We start from the raw sequence: 19,077 nt of genomic DNA, 5'->3' as shown, positions 1-19,077 counted from the left end.
TAATTCCGGACAACGCTTGCCACCTACGTATTACCGCGGCTGCTGGCACGTAGTTAGCCGTGGCTTTCTGGTTAGGTACCGTCAAGGTACCAGCAGTTACTCTGGTACTTGTTCTTCCCTAACAACAGAACTTTACGACCCGAAGGCCTTCATCGTTCACGCGGCGTTGCTCCGTCAGACTTTCGTCCATTGCGGAAGATTCCCTACTGCTGCCTCCCGTAGGAGTCTGGGCCGTGTCTCAGTCCCAGTGTGGCCGATCACCCTCTCAGGTCGGCTACGCATCGTCGCCTTGGTGAGCCGTTACCTCACCAACTAGCTAATGCGCCGCGGGTCCATCTGTAAGTGACAGCTAAAAGCCGTCTTTCAATTTTGAACCATGCGGTTCAAAATATTATCCGGTATTAGCTCCGGTTTCCCGGAGTTATCCCAATCTTACAGGCAGGTTACCCACGTGTTACTCACCCGTCCGCCGCTAACCTCAGGGAGCAAGCTCCCATTGGTTCGCTCGACTTGCATGTATTAGGCACGCCGCCAGCGTTCGTCCTGAGCCAGGATCAAACTCTCCAATAAAGAGTTGATATAGCTCTTAGTTTCGTCTATAAAAGACAAATAGTTAACGTTGACGTTTCTGTTTTGTTTAGTTTTCAAAGAACTATCAAGCTATGTTTCAAAGAAACCAGCAACAGAAATTATTGTATCAAATAACTTCTCCGTTTTCAACTTCTCTGAATATTTTTTAGAGATAATAAATGTCACTAGCATTTCCTAGCGACAAGATATATCTTATCACTCAACTTCGCAGAAGTCAATATCTTTTGTGAATCTTTTATTCTAAAGAATTAATCTAAACACAAAACTTATAATAACATAAATTATCCCGTTCTTATCAACTTCCATGAAATTAACTTAAGTTAGATAAATAATGTAATTGAAGAAATTAGATCTTACCATAACACTTAGCAGAAATCAATAAAATAAAGATGGTATTTATATACAAAAAAGAGGGCAATCAGACTATAACAGACCTAAAAATTAAGATATGGCTAACAGCTTCTTCAACAACAGGATAAAGCTATTAGATAAAATGCTACATTAACTATTTATTTTTGATGGTGTGTTAAGTAAAGAAAAACTTTGGTTAATACAATTGCAATAATTAAAATGGCTAAATAATTAAGAAAGAGAAAAAAATAGTTCATTCCATTATCTAGTTTGATTAAATCCCACGCAGCCATGACTGGTTTAAATAAAAAAGAGAAAAAGACACTTGTTATTACACCGTAAAAGAATACATTCTTATTGTTATTAATACACCATTGGTACACTAACATAAAGGTGACAGGAACTAGTGAAGCATCTAAAGCAAAGTTAACAGGCATTACAGGTATGGCCTGAAATGGGTAATATACGTGACCTGTTCTCATTGCTATAGCATCAGAATATGTAAACCATGTATGTATATTAAATCCATAAAACCCAATCTGAAAAACCTTTGTTCTATCGATTTTAAAATAAAGAATTACAAGAGGAACAACAAGCATTGAAACAATAACCCAAAATGGTCCTGTACCTAGATGTGAGAAGTCTTTCCAATAGTCCAACCACATGGAAACAACCTTCTCTTGTAAATTTAGTATCTCATCTAATCTCTTTCCTTGCTCCTTGGTCATCAAGATAGATCCACTCCTACTCTCTTTTTCGTGTACTATTAGTGAAAACCATTAACATTATAATAAATCTTTATCTTATTTACATATTTACGGACTATTAAATTTAGGAAATATAATCCTAGGTATGACCGACCCTTTCCTACCGTATATAATTAGTCCATAAAAACCTTTTCAGACGATGATAAGTGTATTGCTTTCATGTAATTACCCCTAATTAATTCGAACACACTGTTATTGTTGAAGAATCTTTCACTGTAACAATTAAAGAAACATTCAATACCGGCACGTGATAAATTACAAATTACAGTAAATTCCTCCTTATTTACTTTCCCCCCTTATTAACTCATCTCTGTCTGCTGCCATTGGAGGCTGTTCAAGCCAACCATTTTTTATCATAATATTTGCTCCATCTTCAGCATACAATTGAATTTCTAAGGATAGCCTGTTATACATGGAAGGAATGTCTCCTCTAGGACTTTGACTAGCACCGGTTCCATAATATCCAACACTCATCGCAATTAAACCAGATGTAAAGTACATCATAAGGCGATCAGAAAATGTATGTGATGTACTAGTTGTTACTTCTGCATCCCAGGACATTGGAGCAGGAAGTTTGCTTTCTTCTAATTTCCCCCTAAATAGTTTAAGATGTTTATTCCCAATTTCTAATCCTTTTAAAAAAAATTGTTTTACTTCTTTATTTTGCGAAACCTGACTAAAGCCTTGAAGCGTTGCAACTCCCAACGAATTTCTTTGGAGATTATTAAATAGGTTATCGATCTCAGATGCCACTAACGGTCTTTTCTCCCCAAACACATCTAACATAAACCCTTGCTTTTTCACGAATTCAACCTCTTCTAGATAAGGTATACTAGGGGCTCTTACAAATAATCCTTTTGACAATAATAGGTCAGTTGAACTTTTATTTAATTCGATTGTTTCTTCAAGACAGTTAATGAAATAATCTTTAATGTCATTTCTAGCAGCTGATGATACAGCAGCACCATATAAAGTAAGTCCGACCTTAGACATTTGGTTGATAAAATTTAATACAAAACTGTCAGAATAAAGTTTAGGAGCATTTAAATCTGTATCATTTTAAATACAAAAGCCATTAGGAACTCTACTTTTTCATTTGTTAATATAGCTGTAACTTTTTGAATATGAGATTTAGAAGATTCTAAAGCATATTCAATTATTGGTCGAATTTCATGATCATCAACTTTTTCCAAAAAATAGGTGAGAACGCAAATACTAGCACTATCATTTAAATATTGCGCCCATAGTTGACCCAACTCACCAGCAGTAAGTGTAATTTTGATTTCCTTGTTAACCATGATAACCTCCCAAAAAATGTGTTAGAGGTATTTTATCCAATTAGCTATATATGTATCAGTTATTTCAGTTTAAACATTAGATTCCTATCTATTACAACAATTGTGGGAAGATATACATCTTAAGTAGATACTAAACAAAAAAATCCTGCAGAAATTTCCACAGGATTTTTGATAGGATTTTAATTCAAGAGCAAAGACAAAGCCTCCGTGTGTATCATTTAAGAAAAAGCTTGATCAATTGCCTCTTCTAGGTTTGTTACTACGTTATTTGTATAACGTTTTGTTACATTAACATCTTTATGACCAGCCAATTTCGCTACTGTATGAATATCAATACCTTTATCAACTAACTTCTGACAAAATGTATGGCGTAATTTGTGAGGATGAACATCATATTTCTGTAACATATATTGTACAGCTCTAGTAGTTATTCTTTTGTTAACACTCGAGACAATTAATGCTTCATTCGCTGTTTTAAGAGATTCTATATAATTACTTAGGTGTATACTAACTTCTTGTGAAAGTGGAACAGTTCGTTCAACTTCACCATTAATATCTCTTATAAGGAGAAGTCTTTCTTCTTCATTAATCTTTATATCTGATACATTTAATGCACATAGTTCTGAAATACGAATTCCCGTGTATAAAAGAGTATAAACAATAGCTATGTTCCTAAGATTTCGATCAGATTTCACGGCCGATAACAATAGCTTTTCTTCATGTTCATTAAGGGACTCAGGTACCTCATTATCCTTTACCTTTTCTACACATTGAATATCAACAATAATTTCAGGTCTTCCTAAAAAACGAGAAAACACGCTTATAGCTGCAAGATATTTTTCAATTGTTCCTGCATTTCTTTGTAGTTCTTCTAAATGATCCATATATAATTGAACGTCATTCTTAGAGATCTGTTCAAGTTCTTTATTATGTTCATCTAACCATGTTTGAAATTTCTCAAGAACACATACGTAAGTCTTTATGGTAGAGTCAGCTTTACCTTGTTCTTTTTGCCATTTAGAAAACTCCGTTATAATTGTTTGTTTCTCTTTGTTTGTCATACCATCACCGCCCCTTAATTTAAATTAGAAAAGTAATAAACTATATTTAGTATATAATGAAAGTTCCTAAAAATCAACTTCCGTGAAAATTATACAAAAAAAGAACTAACCCTAATGGCGATCCGAACAGGACTCGAACCTGTGCCTCCTGCGTAACATTCAGGCATTCTAACCAACTGAACTACCGGACTAGGATTTTTTGACATCAGTCAAAATAACATAATGAGATCAATTCAGTATCACGTTCTTTATGCTGAAGTAAACAAAAATATAATATTGTATCGATACTAAAAATGATCAAATCAATTAATTTTAGTACACTTTGGCTGAGAATAGGAATAAAGGAAAAAATCATTTACTCCCCTAATTATAAGATTGAAGAATTAAATTTTATATATTTGAGAAAATAACTAATGAAGAACAGTTATTTTCTAGGAAAAGTGGTGAAAAAATGACTAAAAAGGGAATTCAGAACTCTAGTATTGAACAATTGAAGAATGATCACGAGACAGAAACAGCTTTTAAAGTAGATGACCCCAAAAAACATAATGGCAATTCAAAAAGATCAAACAAGATTTAACAACTCTAACAAACAAAATAAAGAAGCTCCCTTAAAAACCCTTTGGCAAAACCAAAGGGTTTTTAAATCAAGATAAAAACATATTAGTGATGTTCTTAGTGTGGTAATTATATCCTTAATAGTGAGTAATGGTGAATCCATAATTTACAATGTACGAACAACATTCACTCGTATTTAGAGTAACTATTTTTTTCTGTTTCTTGAACTTTTTCGATTAACTACATCAATTTATATTAGCCTATCTATCCAACCGTGCCAGCCTTTTACCAAACCTTTGATGTTATTTATATAATAAAAAAGTCTCACCTTTATATATAAATGAGGTGAGACTTTTTGTTAAGCTTCAAATTCCTTTATTTTCGCGTCTGGGCTTAACATTTTTTCAGGTTGGAAATCTTCTATTGCTTCTCCATTCTTTACTTTGTTTACCCAGTCATGGTTTGCAAGCGCTGCTTTTCCAAGAGTAATAAGATCGGCGTGACCTTTTTCGATGATTGAACTAGCTTTGGCTGGCTCTTCTAAATGACCATTTGCGATGACGGGAAGAGATGCATATTTTTTCGCTAGAGCAGCAAGTGAAGGCCCGCCATCTCCAAATGCAGAGTCTGTTGCAGACGTTCCTTCTCCTTCAGGAAACGCTGGTTGCCAAGCTTCATATTCTGTGACATGAATATAGTCTAGTCCTGCATTACCAAGCTGACCAAAGATGATTTCTGCCCCTTTTTCTTTATCATCCCACTTATGTGTGTAATCATTTACTTTACCTTGTGAAATACGAATACCAACAATAAAGTCAGCTCCTACCGCTTCTCGGACGGACTTAGATACTTCTACTAATAACCGAACACGATTTTCTGTTGATCCTCCGTATTCATCGGTACGTTTATTTGTATATTCAGTTAGAAATTGATCAAGTATGTACCCATTGGCACCATGTATTTCAACACCGTCAAACCCGGCGGATTTTGCATGTTTTGCTGCTTGTACGAAACCATCGATCACATTGGTGATATCTTCTTTCGTTGCTTCGTTCGGCATCTTGAAGGGTCCTTTGCCTCCATAGAATTCCATCTGTTCCCCTTTTGGTTGAACAGATGATGGGGCGATCGTATCTGTTACAAAACGATTTCCTTGTGATAAAGCACCAGCATGCATAAGCTGACCAATTATTTTTGCTCCTTCTTGATGAACAGAATCCACTACCTTCTTCCACGCTTGCTCTTGTTCATCATTTATAATACCAGGTTGATTCAAATAACCTTGACTGTATTTATCATCAGGATAGATCCCTTCTGTAATGATGAAACCAAAGCCTCCTCGGGCAAACGATGTATAGTAAGATGCCATTTGGTCTGTTGCAAGTCCCTCAGGGGTAGCGCTTGTACGTGTCATTGGGGCAAGTCCCACTCGATTACTTAACGTTGTTGTACCAATGTTTATGTTCTCAAATAAGATACTTGTATTTGTCATGTATATAGCTCCTTTCATATGTAGACCTAAAATAGTATTCCCATTTTTAAAAAAGCATTCTCTGCCTGTTGTTTTTTCTCCAGATGTAGAACCTGTTCCTTCTGTACTTCAAACATATGGAAGCACCATTCCCTTATAAAATCAGGTTCATTGTGTCGTAGTTATATTCATTTCATTTCTTTTTATGCAAAATGAGAATTTATGAAGAAAACTTGTCCCAAAACATCGTGATCCGATAGTCGAATTTTTGGGAGTCATTTCTATATGTGAATGATCTCCGAATGCATTTCCTACTCCATTAATGGTTTTAGATTCATTAACTATGTCTTCAAAATATCCTGTGCCTATAATGAAGGTCCCTAGTACTGAGTAAAAATGATAATACTTCTGTAACTCTGTGATGGTAATCCCTCATTACTTGCTAAGTAATTAATTTACCTATATTGAACTGCTAATTGGTGTTATCTTGTTTTGGACTTCACTCAGCCCATTTCACCAAAGTATTGTATTTTTTTCCTGCTTTTAGGTATGTGTCTATCTATTAAATGGGTAAAAACCTGTCATTGTTGATCAATCTTCATGAGCTCTTCAATCTAAAAAAAGTTTATATAAACTCTCTTCATCACATTAAATATTTCCCTTCACTTATAGACAAAATATAGGAAAGGAGGTTTTTTCATGTCAGTACTGGAATTAGGACTTAGAGTTTTACTTTCATTTGCAACAATGTTATTAATGACACGAATTATGGGTAGAAAAGAAGTTAGTCAAATGACATTTTTTAACTTTGTCTCAGGGATCGCAATTGGCTCGATTGGAGCCAACCTAGCTGTGAGTAATAATTTAAGTATACGAAATGGAGTACTTGCATTGGTTGGATGGGGTATTATAACTATTTTGATGGACTTAATTGATATCAAGTCTAAAAAAGCACGTTATGTTATTGAAGGAGAACCGATTATCGTTGTCAAGGATGGACAGATTATGGAAAAAACACTTAGAAAGGTTCGTCTAGATGTTGATGCTTTAAATGCAATGCTTAGGCAGAAAAATGTTTACTCGTTAGCTGATGTTGAATACGCGATCTTTGAAACCGACGGTAAACTTTCTGTTGTTAAAAAACAAAATAAACAAACAATTACTAAAGGTGATTTGAATATCGAGAGTAGCACGAAACAAATTTATCCACTCCCAACAAATGTAATATCAGATGGTAAAGTGAATTATCAAAATCTTTCTAAGTTAAATTTAAACGAGGAATGGTTAAACCAGCAGTTAACTAGCAAAGGAATCAATTCTGTATCAGAAGTTTTTTATGCTGAAGTAAATAAAGATGGAACATTATATATTGACAATAGAAATGATACTGTCCATTAGACAAAGAAACATTGAGGACACTTAAAAAATATAAATACTCCACTTTCAAGTTTACGGAGTACAAACAATTACTAATAATGGAAAATAAAACTTATAAAAATTTGAAAAAATAAAGAAAACAGTTAATTTCAAGGAAAGTGTTGAAACTGTGACAAAAAAGGAATCCAAAACTCTAAAAAAACTGATCATGAAACTGAAACTGAGTTTAAAGATTCTAAGAAATATGTATATTGCTGTAACCCCCTTGATAAGGGGTTTTCTATCATCTTTCCTGTTACCGACGATAGCTTTTCCCTCGGTCTACTCTTTCTTAATATCAGGAATTTTCTCCCGCGTTTACACTTACCCAAATTAACACGGATATGAATTATTCAATGGCCAAAGTTCCCTCCTTAATTTGGAAGAATTTTTCCCCATTCTAAGCTCAAACTATTTTTTGGGCACATGTCCAATTTTTTTAGAGGGAGACATTATATGATGAACTTTGCTGCACATGAACTGTTAGAGACACAAGAAGCACTACGAGTAAAGATTGCTGAAATTGAACAGCATGGTGCTTTTGCAAATCAATGTCATGATCAAACACTAGCTGGCATTTTAAGAAATCATCAACAAAGAATGATTCAAGCATATCAGCAGGGCCTTAACCTTCTACAGGGTAGAGGTAATAATATGGCATATCATAATCCTGATTTCCAAGGACATTACTCCACTACCGGTATGCAAAATCAAGTTCCACTTGGTGTTCCAATGCCAAATACAAAAACATTATCGGATCAAACGATCGCAACACTTGTTTTAAATGCACATAAAACAGGCTCTGTTATGAGTATGGTTTGGGCAAATGAATGTGTTGATCCAGCTATCAGACATTACCATGTACAGGGAGCACTTTTATGTCAGGAAATGGCCTACGACATTTGGAGCTGGATGAATCAAAATGGTTACTATCAACCACCAAGATTCCCTCAATCTCAAATGACACAAATGGCATCAATGTTTCAACCAATGACTAACATTGATATGCAAAATCGCATAAATAATACTGGTAACTTTTCATACTAGGTAATAAACTGTTTGGATTTAAATAACACATTATAAGGAGGACTTCATTATGAATGGACAAGGTTTTGGTTTCCAACAATTTGGTGCTTTAGGCAGTTCACAATCAATGTTTCAACCTGGGTTTGCTGGAACTGATGCTCAACATGTTGCTCGTCAAAATGCCCAATCTGCTCATAGCGGATCTCAGGTTCAGGGTGGGTTCAATTCTTTTGGACAATCACCACAATATATGATGAGTGGTCCACAAGCTATGTTCCAACCCGGCTTTGCTGGAACTGATGCTCAACATGTAGTTCGTCAAAATGCTCAATCTGCTCACAGTGGATCTCAGGTTCAAGGTGGGTTCAATTCTTTTGGACAATTACCACAGTATATGATGAGCGGACCTCAAGCTATGTTCCAACCTGGTTTCGCTGGAACTGACGCGCAGCATGTAGTTCGTCAAAATGCTCAATCTGCTCACAGCGGTTCTCAGGTTCATGGTGGATACAATACTTTTGGACAATCACCACAGTATATGATGAGCGGACCTCAAGCTATGTTCCAACCTGGTTTCGCTGGAACTGACGCGCAGCATGTAGTTCGTCAAAATGCTCAATCTGCTCATAGCGGTTCTCAGGTTCAAGGCGGATACAATACTCTTGGACAATCACCACAGTATATGATGAGCGGACCTCAAGCTATGTTCCAACCTGGGTTTGCTGGAACTGATGCACAGCATGTAGTTCGTCAAAATGCACAAACTGCTCATAGCGGTTCTCAGGTTCATGGTGGTTTCGGAAGCTTTTAATAAATAATAAAGAGGCTAACTCAATGAGTTAGCCTCTTTTAAATTAAACCATACATTGCAATTATAAAAAAAGAACAGTATCTTTACTGATCTTCTTCCTATTACTTGGCGACGTCCTACTCTCACAGGGGGAAACCCCCAACTACCATCGGCGCAAGAGCTTAACTTCCGCGTTCGGCCTATCGGCTTGCGATAAGCGGCGAATCTCCGCGTCAGCTTGTTCGTTCAGATCCTCATGTGCCAAGACCGCACACTCCGGTCTTCACTCCCTGCGCTTCCTTGACCTTCTTGCTTCTCCCAAGCCTCTGGCTAGTAGTCTTATTTAATCTTCTACTTCTCAATTTCAAATCTTCGATTTTTCCACCACTTAATTATACAAAAAAAGAACAGTATCTCTACTGATCTTTTTCCTATTACTTGGCGACGTCCTACTCTCACAGGGGGAAACCCCCAACTACCATCGGCGCTGAAGAGCTTAACTTCCGTGTTCGGCATGGGAACGGGTGTGACCTCTTCGCCATCATCACCAAATAATATTTAGTTTGAAGGGTGTTCCTTCAAAACTAGATAACGATTCACAATTCAATTCACTCTACTGAGTTTACGCTCTTACTTTGTCCAGCTCCAGAAGCCAAATCCTACGGTAATTTCACTCTCTCGAAGAAGTCAAAGAACGACTTCATTTCGATCGCTCCAATTCCCTATGGATAAAAGCTAAGCTTCTTCCGCTTTTCTATTAGGTTAAGTCCTCGATCGATTAGTATCAGTCAGCTCCACACGTCACCGCGCTTCCACCTCTGACCTATCAACCTGATCATCTTTCAGGGATCTTACTAGCTAAATGCTATGGGAAATCTCATCTTGAGGGGGGCTTCATGCTTAGATGCTTTCAGCACTTATCCCTTCCGCACATAGCTACCCAGCTATGCCTTTGGCAAGACAACTGGTACACCAGCGGTGCGTCCATCCCGGTCCTCTCGTACTAAGGACAGCTCCTCTCAAATTTCCTACGCCCACGACGGATAGGGACCGAACTGTCTCACGACGTTCTGAACCCAGCTCGCGTACCGCTTTAATGGGCGAACAGCCCAACCCTTGGGACCGACTACAGCCCCAGGATGCGATGAGCCGACATCGAGGTGCCAAACCTCCCCGTCGATGTGGACTCTTGGGGGAGATAAGCCTGTTATCCCCGGGGTAGCTTTTATCCGTTGAGCGATGGCCCTTCCATGCGGAACCACCGGATCACTAAGCCCGACTTTCGTCCCTGCTCGACTTGTAGGTCTCGCAGTCAAGCTCCCTTGTGCCTTTACACTCTACGAATGATTTCCAACCATTCTGAGGGAACCTTTGGGCGCCTCCGTTACATTTTAGGAGGCGACCGCCCCAGTCAAACTGCCCACCTGACACTGTCTCCCAGCCCGATTTAGGGCTGTGGGTTAGAATTTCAATACAGCCAGGGTAGTATCCCACCGACGCCTCCACCGAAGCTAGCGCTCCGGCTTCTCAGGCTCCTACCTATCCTGTACAAGCTGTACCAAAATTCAATATCAGGCTACAGTAAAGCTCCACGGGGTCTTTCCGTCCTGTCGCGGGTAACCTGCATCTTCACAGGTACTATAATTTCACCGAGTCTCTCGTTGAGACAGTGCCCAGATCGTTACGCCTTTCGTGCGGGTCGGAACTTACCCGACAAGGAATTTCGCTACCTTAGGACCGTTATAGTTACGGCCGCCGTTTACTGGGGCTTCGGTTCAAAGCTTCGCTTGCGCTAACCTCTCCCCTTAACCTTCCAGCACCGGGCAGGCGTCAGCCCCTATACTTCGCCTTGCGGCTTCGCAGAGACCTGTGTTTTTGCTAAACAGTCGCCTGGGCCTATTCACTGCGGCTTTTCCGGGCTATTCACCCTAAAAAGCACCCCTTCTCCCGAAGTTACGGGGTCATTTTGCCGAGTTCCTTAACGAGAGTTCTCTCGCTCACCTTAGGATTCTCTCCTCGCCTACCTGTGTCGGTTTGCGGTACGGGCACCTCTCACCTCGCTAGAGGCTTTTCTTGGCAGTGTGGAATCAGGAACTTCGGTACTATAGTTCCCTCGCCATCACAGCTCAGCCTTATATGACAACGGGATTTGCCTCGTTGTCAGCCTAACTGCTTGGACGCGCATATCCAACAGCGCGCTTACCCTATCCTTCTGCGTCCCCCCATTGCTCAAACGGTGAGGAGGTGGTACAGGAATTTCAACCTGTTGGCCATCGCCTACGCCTTTCGGCCTCGGCTTAGGTCCCGACTTACCCTGAGCGGACGAGCCTTCCTCAGGAAACCTTAGGCATTCGGTGGAGGGGATTCTCACCCCTCTTTCGCTACTCATACCGGCATTCTCACTTCTAAGCGCTCCACCAGTCCTTACGGTCTGGCTTCACAGCCCTTAGAACGCTCTCCTACCACTGTTCGTAAGAACAGTCCACAGCTTCGGTGATACGTTTAGCCCCGGTACATTTTCGGCGCAGAGTCACTCGACCAGTGAGCTATTACGCACTCTTTAAATGGTGGCTGCTTCTAAGCCAACATCCTGGTTGTCTAAGCAACTCCACATCCTTTTCCACTTAACGTATACTTTGGGACCTTAGCTGGTGGTCTGGGCTGTTTCCCTCTTGACTACGGATCTTATCACTCGCAGTCTGACTCCTGAACATAAGTCTTTGGCATTCGGAGTTTGACTGAATTCGGTAACCCGATGGGGGCCCCTAGTCCAATCAGTGCTCTACCTCCAAGACTCTCATTTCAAGGCTAGCCCTAAAGCTATTTCGGAGAGAACCAGCTATCTCCAAGTTCGATTGGAATTTCTCCGCTACCCACACCTCATCCCCGCACTTTTCAACGTGCGTGGGTTCGGGCCTCCATTCAGTGTTACCTGAACTTCACCCTGGACATGGGTAGATCACCTGGTTTCGGGTCTACGACCACGTACTCTTTCGCCCTATTCAGACTCGCTTTCGCTGCGGCTCCGTCTTATCAACTTAACCTTGCACGGGATCGTAACTCGCCGGTTCATTCTACAAAAGGCACGCCATTACCCGTGATTTTCCGCAAGGAAATATCAACAGGGCTTTGACTACTTGTAGGCACACGGTTTCAGGATCTCTTTCACTCCCCTTCCGGGGTGCTTTTCACCTTTCCCTCACGGTACTGGTTCACTATCGGTCACTAGGGAGTATTTAGCCTTGGGAGATGGTCCTCCCTGCTTCCGACGGGATTTCACGTGTCCCGCCGTACTCAGGATCCACTCTGGAGGGAACGAAGTTTCAACTACAGGGTTGTTACCTTCTTTGACGGGCCTTTCCAGACCTCTTCATTTACTCCGTTCCTTTGTAACTCCATATAGAGTGTCCTACAACCCCAAGAGGCAAGCCTCTTGGTTTGGGCTTCTTCCGTTTCGCTCGCCGCTACTTGGGAAATCGCGTTTGCTTTCTCTTCCTCCGGGTACTTAGATGTTTCAGTTCCCCGGGTCTGCCATCATCACCCTATGAATTCAGGTGAAGATACTACTCCATTACGAGCAGTGGGTTTCCCCATTCGGAAATCTCCGGATCAAAGCTTACTTACAGCTCCCCGAAGCATATCGGTGTTAGTACCGTCCTTCATCGGCTCCTAGTGCCAAGGCATCCACCGTGCGCCCTTAACAACTTAACCTTTGACATCGAAGATGTCGTTTAAATCAATTATTAAGAGAATCACTAAACTAAGCGTTTAAACTCAGTGAATTACTTGAATTGTTTTCGTTATCTAGTTTTCAAGGAACATATATTGAGAGATAATTCTCTCAAAACTAAACAAAATCAGAAACGTCTTTTTATGAAGGAGCTTGTCCTTCATTTTTCCTTAGAAAGGAGGTGATCCAGCCGCACCTTCCGATACGGCTACCTTGTTACGACTTCACCCCAATCATCTGTCCCACCTTAGGCAGCTGGCTCCTTACGGTTACCCCACCGACTTCGGGTGTTACAAACTCTCGTGGTGTGACGGGCGGTGTGTACAAGGCCCGGGAACGTATTCACCGCGGCATGCTGATCCGCGATTACTAGCGATTCCGGCTTCATGCAGGCGAGTTGCAGCCTGCAATCCGAACTGAGAATGGTTTTATGGGATTGGCTTGACCTCGCGGTCTTGCAGCCCTTTGTACCATCCATTGTAGCACGTGTGTAGCCCAGGTCATAAGGGGCATGATGATTTGACGTCATCCCCACCTTCCTCCGGTTTGTCACCGGCAGTCACCTTAGAGTGCCCAACTGAATGCTGGCAACTAAGATCAAGGGTTGCGCTCGTTGCGGGACTTAACCCAACATCTCACGACACGAGCTGACGACAACCATGCACCACCTGTCACTTCGTCCCCGAAGGGGAACCTTCTATCTCTAGAAGTAGCGAAGGATGTCAAGACCTGGTAAGGTTCTTCGCGTTGCTTCGAATTAAACCACATGCTCCACCGCTTGTGCGGGCCCCCGTCAATTCCTTTGAGTTTCAGTCTTGCGACCGTACTCCCCAGGCGGAGTGCTTAATGCGTTTGCTGCAGCACTAAAGGGCGGAAACCCTCTAACACTTAGCACTCATCGTTTACGGCGTGGACTACCAGGGTATCTAATCCTGTTCGCTCCCCACGCTTTCGCTCCTCAGCGTCAGTTACAGACCAGAGAGTCGCCTTCGCCACTGGTGTTCCTCCACATCTCTACGCATTTCACCGCTACACGTGGAATTCCACTCTCCTCTTCTGCACTCAAGTTCCCCAGTTTCCAATGACCCTCCACGGTTGAGCCGTGGGCTTTCACATCAGACTTAAGAAACCGCCTGCGAGCGCTTTACGCCCAATAATTCCGGACAACGCTTGCCACCTACGTATTACCGCGGCTGCTGGCACGTAGTTAGCCGTGGCTTTCTGGTTAGGTACCGTCAAGGTACCAGCAGTTACTCTGGTACTTGTTCTTCCCTAACAACAGAACTTTACGACCCGAAGGCCTTCATCGTTCACGCGGCGTTGCTCCGTCAGACTTTCGTCCATTGCGGAAGATTCCCTACTGCTGCCTCCCGTAGGAGTCTGGGCCGTGTCTCAGTCCCAGTGTGGCCGATCACCCTCTCAGGTCGGCTACGCATCGTTGCCTTGGTGAGCCGTTACCTCACCAACTAGCTAATGCGCCGCGGGTCCATCTGTAAGTGACAGCTAAAAGCCGTCTTTCAATTTCAAACCATGCGGTTCAAAATGTTATCCGGTATTAGCTCCGGTTTCCCGGAGTTATCCCAATCTTACAGGCAGGTTACCCACGTGTTACTCACCCGTCCGCCGCTAATCTCAGGGAGCAAGCTCCCATTGATTCGCTCGACTTGCATGTATTAGGCACGCCGCCAGCGTTCGTCCTGAGCCAGGATCAAACTCTCCAATAAAGAGTTGATAAAGCTCATAATTAAATCTTTAAAACGTTGACGTTTCTGTTTTGTTTAGTTTTCAAAGAACTATCAAACTAGGTTTCAAAGAAACCAGCAACAGAAATCATTGTATCAAATAACTTCTCCGTTGTCAACTTCTCTGAATAATTTTTAGAGATAATAAAATTCACTAACATTTCCTAGCGACAAAATACATCTTATCACTTAACTTCACAGAAGTCAATAATGTCTCTAAAATGTTTTTTAGGTCATTCTATCCAACATATCTCATATAAAAATAACCTAACAGTATCCTTCTACGAAGGGACAAGGAACATCTTATCATCAGGGGTTAGTAAAGTCAACAAATTGTATAAATTATAAATTGGTATTTATACCCACTAATAACGATTAGTTATTGTAGGTAAATTATATCAAGAAAGATGAAGACTACAGACATGTATAGTAAAAAAGAAGAAGTGTTTTTAGCTAACTTCTATTATATAGTAGGTATACGAATTCCCTAGATGAAATGAAATCATATAGTAGAAAGAGTCGTTTTGAAGATAGGAACCAACCTTTGAGGGACGGTTCCTAGTGCTGCTTCTTCATTATAAAAAGGAAAACTCAAACTCCACTCGACACAATTGACTCAGTTCCTTCACAGAAAAATCCAACTGACAAAACCTTTCCTTTTCACCATAATGATTAAGAAAATCTTTTTCATTCACCGTCAAGTCAAGTAGACTAGAATCATATGAAATTTTAATACTTTGGTCACCAGTTAATACAATTCCATCAGATTCATAAGATAATGATAAAACGGGAGTGATGAATCGTTCTACGATTGAGTCCGGAGTTGAAGAGAAAGTATAAGTGTCTGTTAATACTAACATAGGTTTATTTACTTTCTTCCAAACAAACCTCCTTACCAAACTGTTTAACTCCGAAACTTCATATGCTTTTGCCAAGTCCATTTCTAACATATCTTCTTCATCCTGCTGGAGCTGATCTATTATTCTCGCACAATAGCTAGGGCCGTCTTTTTGCAATTGATTATTAATAATTGGTACCGAATGTCCCTGTGAACCGTTACATAAAAACTCATATCTCTTATCACTAAAATAGGCTTCACAATACATACCACTTCCTAAATCTTTAAGAAAGGTTTCACCATTAGCTTGTAGAATAAAGTGGCCGATATCATTATGATTATGAGGTTCGTCATTGTGACCACCTTTAGAGGCAAAAGCATAGCCATTATTTCTTGAAATAAGCCACTGAGAATCGTTTAAATAATAGGTTGTATCTCGCCACTCTTGCCCTCTCTTACTTTCATCAAACCAAAGCAAATTGCGAATAGCTGGTGCCCACCTGCTGCAATGATCTTCACTATATGAAGCTCTAAGCTCGTTTTTAGGCACTTCTATTTGTGGATACATGCGACTTAAATAATGACTAAGTCCGAGGAAAACAGTCGCTTCCTCTGTTGAATCAGAAAGGTTCACTACTTTCTTTTTATGTATAAAACATTTTTGTTGAAAGAGAGCCATTTTATGGACTTTTTTCTGATCAAACAAATCTACGTTTCCTGCTGTTTTTACTTTTAGTAAATCTGCAAAATAAACATAAAAACCAAACCCGTATTGCCAATAACCGTACCCTTCTAAACAGCCACCATCATCATTAAACCCTTTTAAATAATATTGAAGGGCATTCAGTACACGCTTTAAAATTCCCGCTAAAAGCGTCTCATCATTCAACAGATGTAATCCAGCTGCACCAATTGAACAAGCACAAACTGAAGCCCAGTTATGTGTGGATGTTTCCCAAAAATAAGACTGATGTTGAAAAGGGATAAAAATCCTTTTGTGTAGTTCCTGTACTATTCTTTTTTTGATAAGCGGATCAAGCACATCCTCTGTTAACCGATAAATTTCACTAAGAGCAAAAGCTGTTTCAGCAGAAAACAAATCAATCGTATAGTGAGGCTGTTCAGCTAATGTTAAGAAATCACTTTCCTCTAACATCTCAGGTCTATCTTTTAAATGCGCTGGCAAACACCAACTATATTCATTACAGATACTCCAAATCACCTCATGAAGTTCTTTTAAATAGATTGGTTGATCAGGTTCAAGAAGGCACATAATAGCAAACGTATTTAATCTTTTTCTTTTAGTAAAGTAGTGTTTTTCGTACTCTAGTCTTGAACCTGTTTCTCTAAAAAGGGTAAAGTCAAAAAATGACAACTCTGTAATTGGCTCTTTACATAGCTTATCAACTTCAGCTTTTATCTCATCAAGTAAGGACTGGAATGACTGTTTGCTCTTTATAGAATGAAACCATTGATGCTGTTCCTCTTTTGACGAAAACAAAAGTAAAGTTTTATTATGATCTATAAAACTACTTAACTGCTCCGCTGTTAATGTCAAATTAGTAGCCACCCCACTAAATGTTGATTTCAAGAGCTTTTTTATTTAAAGCTTTTATCGTTATTCGGTTAGAATCCATCTCTATAATAGGCGCTTCTTCCCACTTTGTGTAATAACTCTCTTCTGTTTCACCAAAAACCGCACTGACTAAAATACTAGTACCTGGATGGATTCGAGTTTTAATCGTTGGTATAACCGTACGTGAATGAAGAATATTCGTGTTGGAGTTAGGGTAAATAAATTCAGCATTTCCTCCTCCAAGAAGACTCATAATTCCGCTAGCTCCCCAAGTCATTGAAGCAATACAGGCTTGATCAGCTTGTTTTGTGACTAATTCTGAAATTACTTTTTTATCTTCAATTCCCAAAGCAAAGCCACCATCTGCGGTATCTAGTAATCTATTCGTTTTAATTTGATGAACTCGTATATGCCAAGGAGTTCCCGAGACAAGCCACGTCTCCACCTCTACATCATTCCAAGGCTTCCACTTACTATAAATATAGTCGTCTTCCACCCTATAGTTTTCACAATGTCTTTTTACACGGTAAAGATTATCTCCTTCACTTAAGGCAAGCATAGAGTCAAAGGCCCCTTGGGGAAGTCCCCATTCTGCTCGTGGTACACTAAACCCAAAAGAGGTTGAATAAACAAACTTTTCATATTTTGCTGTAGTATGTGTATGTTCATTTGTTGAAAGATGACCAGAATTAAATGCTAAAACATGATCATTCATTTCATTTCTACAAATAATCATATGTGGTTCTTTTTGAACAACCTTCTTACCCACTTCCGGTAAGGGTTCTTCTTCTACTTTCCAAAAGGGATGTTCCTTGTGTAGGGCTAAAGGCAAGAATGATTTTAATGCCCAATACGGAGAGCCTGGTGAATTATAATTTTCAGCCATCACTAGATTCGGATACGAATAACCAATTGTAAGCACACCCGAATCGTTAAAGATCGGCTGCTGAAACCACCATCTTAGATTTCTCAGAAGAATCCCCTTCATCACACCTAATGAAAAAGGCTCAATCCCTGCATAAACTGCAGCACTCCAAAACGATGATTGAGCAAATCTGTATGTTAAACTTCTGCCATAAGGAAGAGAGGAACCCTCTGAAGAAAACCAAGTGATAAATTCTTTAGCAAATACTTCTGCTCGTTCCTTATATTTTTGTGAACGAATCGGATCTTTATCTTCCATAACCTTCGCATAGATTAGACTATAAAATTGGATAGCAAAAGGAACATAATAATCAACATGACCATCGGTGCCATCTGAGTACCAGCCATTTGATAAGTAAAATGTTTCAATTCTATCTAGATTTTCCTCTACCTTTTTTGAATGATACGGCAGTCCAACATTCTGAAAACCTAAATTAACAATGACCGAAAAGAAAAGCCAATTGCAATCATGTGCTTGACAGTGATTAACTTGATTTAACCAACGACTAAAATTCCCCTTTTCTTCCTCACTAAGTGGATCCCATATTTTTTCAGGTATTAAAATCAGTGCTAGACCAAAGGCAGCCATCTCTACTATTCTTTGATCATAGTCTGTTATTTCACCCCAATATTCGTCATGCAGAGGGTTTGTGCCATTCTTAATGCCTTCCAAATGCATCTCCAATAACTCATTTTCATTATAATCTTCTCCCGCAAGCAAAGGAGCTAATCCCCATAATATCCGTGAGAAGCCTTCAAGGCCTGCAATAGAATCAGAATAAGCAGCACTTGTATGACCTAAATGTATTCGAGCAAATCCTTTACTATAATATTGCTTTAATGGATCACACAATTCTCTAAATGCATCTTCAACATCTTGCTTCGTTTTAAGAGGATTGCTCATTAATGATCGTTTTTTTGTAAGCATATGATCACTT

General features: G+C 39.9%; 11 protein-coding genes and 4 rRNA genes (1 of these 15 running past the window's edge). 4 read left to right on the top strand and 11 right to left on the bottom strand.

Going from position 1 to position 19,077, the window contains the following annotated elements; genetic code table 11:
- From D9842_RS00505 to D9842_RS00490, 5 genes are all read right to left on the bottom strand, one after another.
- A 16S ribosomal RNA gene (locus tag D9842_RS00505) occupies window positions 1-570 on the bottom strand; it reaches 981 nt to the left of the window's first position.
- A 530-nt stretch (window positions 571-1,100) separates the two neighbouring features.
- A complete protein-coding gene (locus tag D9842_RS00500) occupies window positions 1,101-1,670 on the bottom strand; it encodes a hypothetical protein (RefSeq protein WP_121660788.1) in 570 nt (189 codons plus the stop codon).
- Window positions 1,671-1,988: 318 nt separating this feature from the next.
- The gene (locus D9842_RS00495) at window positions 1,989-2,711 is read right to left on the bottom strand and encodes a DUF3231 family protein (protein ID WP_306821523.1); all 723 of its coding nucleotides are present in this window, start codon (window positions 2,709-2,711) and stop codon (window positions 1,989-1,991) included.
- Between the two features lie 41 nt (window positions 2,712-2,752).
- A complete protein-coding gene (locus D9842_RS26130) occupies window positions 2,753-3,007 on the bottom strand; it encodes a DUF3231 family protein (protein ID WP_257535960.1) in 255 nt (84 codons plus the stop codon).
- Window positions 3,008-3,225: 218 nt separating this feature from the next.
- Complete coding sequence (locus D9842_RS00490; protein ID WP_121660787.1) at window positions 3,226-4,068, bottom strand: tyrosine-type recombinase/integrase; 843 nt, start codon at window positions 4,066-4,068, stop codon at window positions 3,226-3,228.
- A 451-nt stretch (window positions 4,069-4,519) separates the two neighbouring features.
- Between D9842_RS00490 and D9842_RS00480 the strand changes: the two genes are divergently transcribed.
- Window positions 4,520-4,648 (top strand): biofilm-forming protein, encoded by a 129-nt coding sequence (locus D9842_RS00480; protein WP_121660786.1) that lies wholly within the window; start codon window positions 4,520-4,522, stop codon window positions 4,646-4,648.
- Between the two features lie 336 nt (window positions 4,649-4,984).
- Here the strand turns inward: D9842_RS00480 and D9842_RS00475 are convergent, their stop codons facing one another.
- Window positions 4,985-6,118, bottom strand: a complete 1,134-nt coding sequence (locus D9842_RS00475) for an oxidoreductase (RefSeq protein WP_121660785.1) — start codon at window positions 6,116-6,118, stop codon at window positions 4,985-4,987.
- Between the two features lie 678 nt (window positions 6,119-6,796).
- Between D9842_RS00475 and D9842_RS00470 the strand changes: the two genes are divergently transcribed.
- The 3 genes from D9842_RS00470 (at window position 6,797) to D9842_RS00460 (ending at window position 9,350) form a co-directional block, all read left to right on the top strand.
- On the top strand, window positions 6,797-7,495 hold the full coding sequence (locus D9842_RS00470) for a YetF domain-containing protein (RefSeq protein ID WP_121660784.1): 699 nt from the start codon (window positions 6,797-6,799) through the stop codon (window positions 7,493-7,495).
- Window positions 7,496-7,969: 474 nt separating this feature from the next.
- Window positions 7,970-8,560 (top strand): spore coat protein, encoded by a 591-nt coding sequence (locus tag D9842_RS00465; protein WP_162987253.1) that lies wholly within the window; start codon window positions 7,970-7,972, stop codon window positions 8,558-8,560.
- Window positions 8,561-8,609: 49 nt separating this feature from the next.
- Window positions 8,610-9,350 carry a hypothetical protein gene (locus D9842_RS00460; RefSeq protein ID WP_121660782.1) on the top strand — a complete coding sequence of 247 codons (741 nt, stop codon included), beginning with the start codon at window positions 8,610-8,612 and terminating at the stop codon, window positions 9,348-9,350.
- A 415-nt stretch (window positions 9,351-9,765) separates the two neighbouring features.
- Here D9842_RS00460 and rrf read toward each other — a convergent pair.
- The 5 genes from rrf to D9842_RS00435 form a co-directional block, all read right to left on the bottom strand.
- A 5S ribosomal RNA gene (gene rrf / locus D9842_RS00455) occupies window positions 9,766-9,881 on the bottom strand.
- A gap of 206 nt (window positions 9,882-10,087) precedes the next feature.
- Window positions 10,088-13,040 (bottom strand): 23S ribosomal RNA (locus D9842_RS00450).
- Between the two features lie 193 nt (window positions 13,041-13,233).
- Window positions 13,234-14,783, bottom strand: a 16S ribosomal RNA gene (locus tag D9842_RS00445).
- The 16S, 23S and 5S rRNA genes sit together here, the layout of an rRNA operon.
- Window positions 14,784-15,376: 593 nt before the next feature.
- Window positions 15,377-17,197: a heparinase II/III family protein gene (locus D9842_RS00440; protein WP_121660781.1), complete on the bottom strand. Its 1,821-nt coding sequence runs from the start codon at window positions 17,195-17,197 to the stop codon at window positions 15,377-15,379.
- 16 nt (window positions 17,198-17,213) lie between these two features.
- A complete protein-coding gene (locus D9842_RS00435; RefSeq protein WP_121660780.1) occupies window positions 17,214-19,067 on the bottom strand; it encodes a DUF2264 domain-containing protein in 1,854 nt (617 codons plus the stop codon).
- Between the last annotated feature and the right edge of the window lie 10 nt (window positions 19,068-19,077).

The organism is Metabacillus litoralis (assembly GCF_003667825.1).
Taxonomy (GTDB): Bacteria; Bacillota; Bacilli; order Bacillales; family Bacillaceae; genus Metabacillus; species Metabacillus litoralis_B.
The sequence above is the reverse complement of the archived record's forward strand: the minus strand, read 5'-3'. Positions and strand labels throughout refer to the sequence as shown.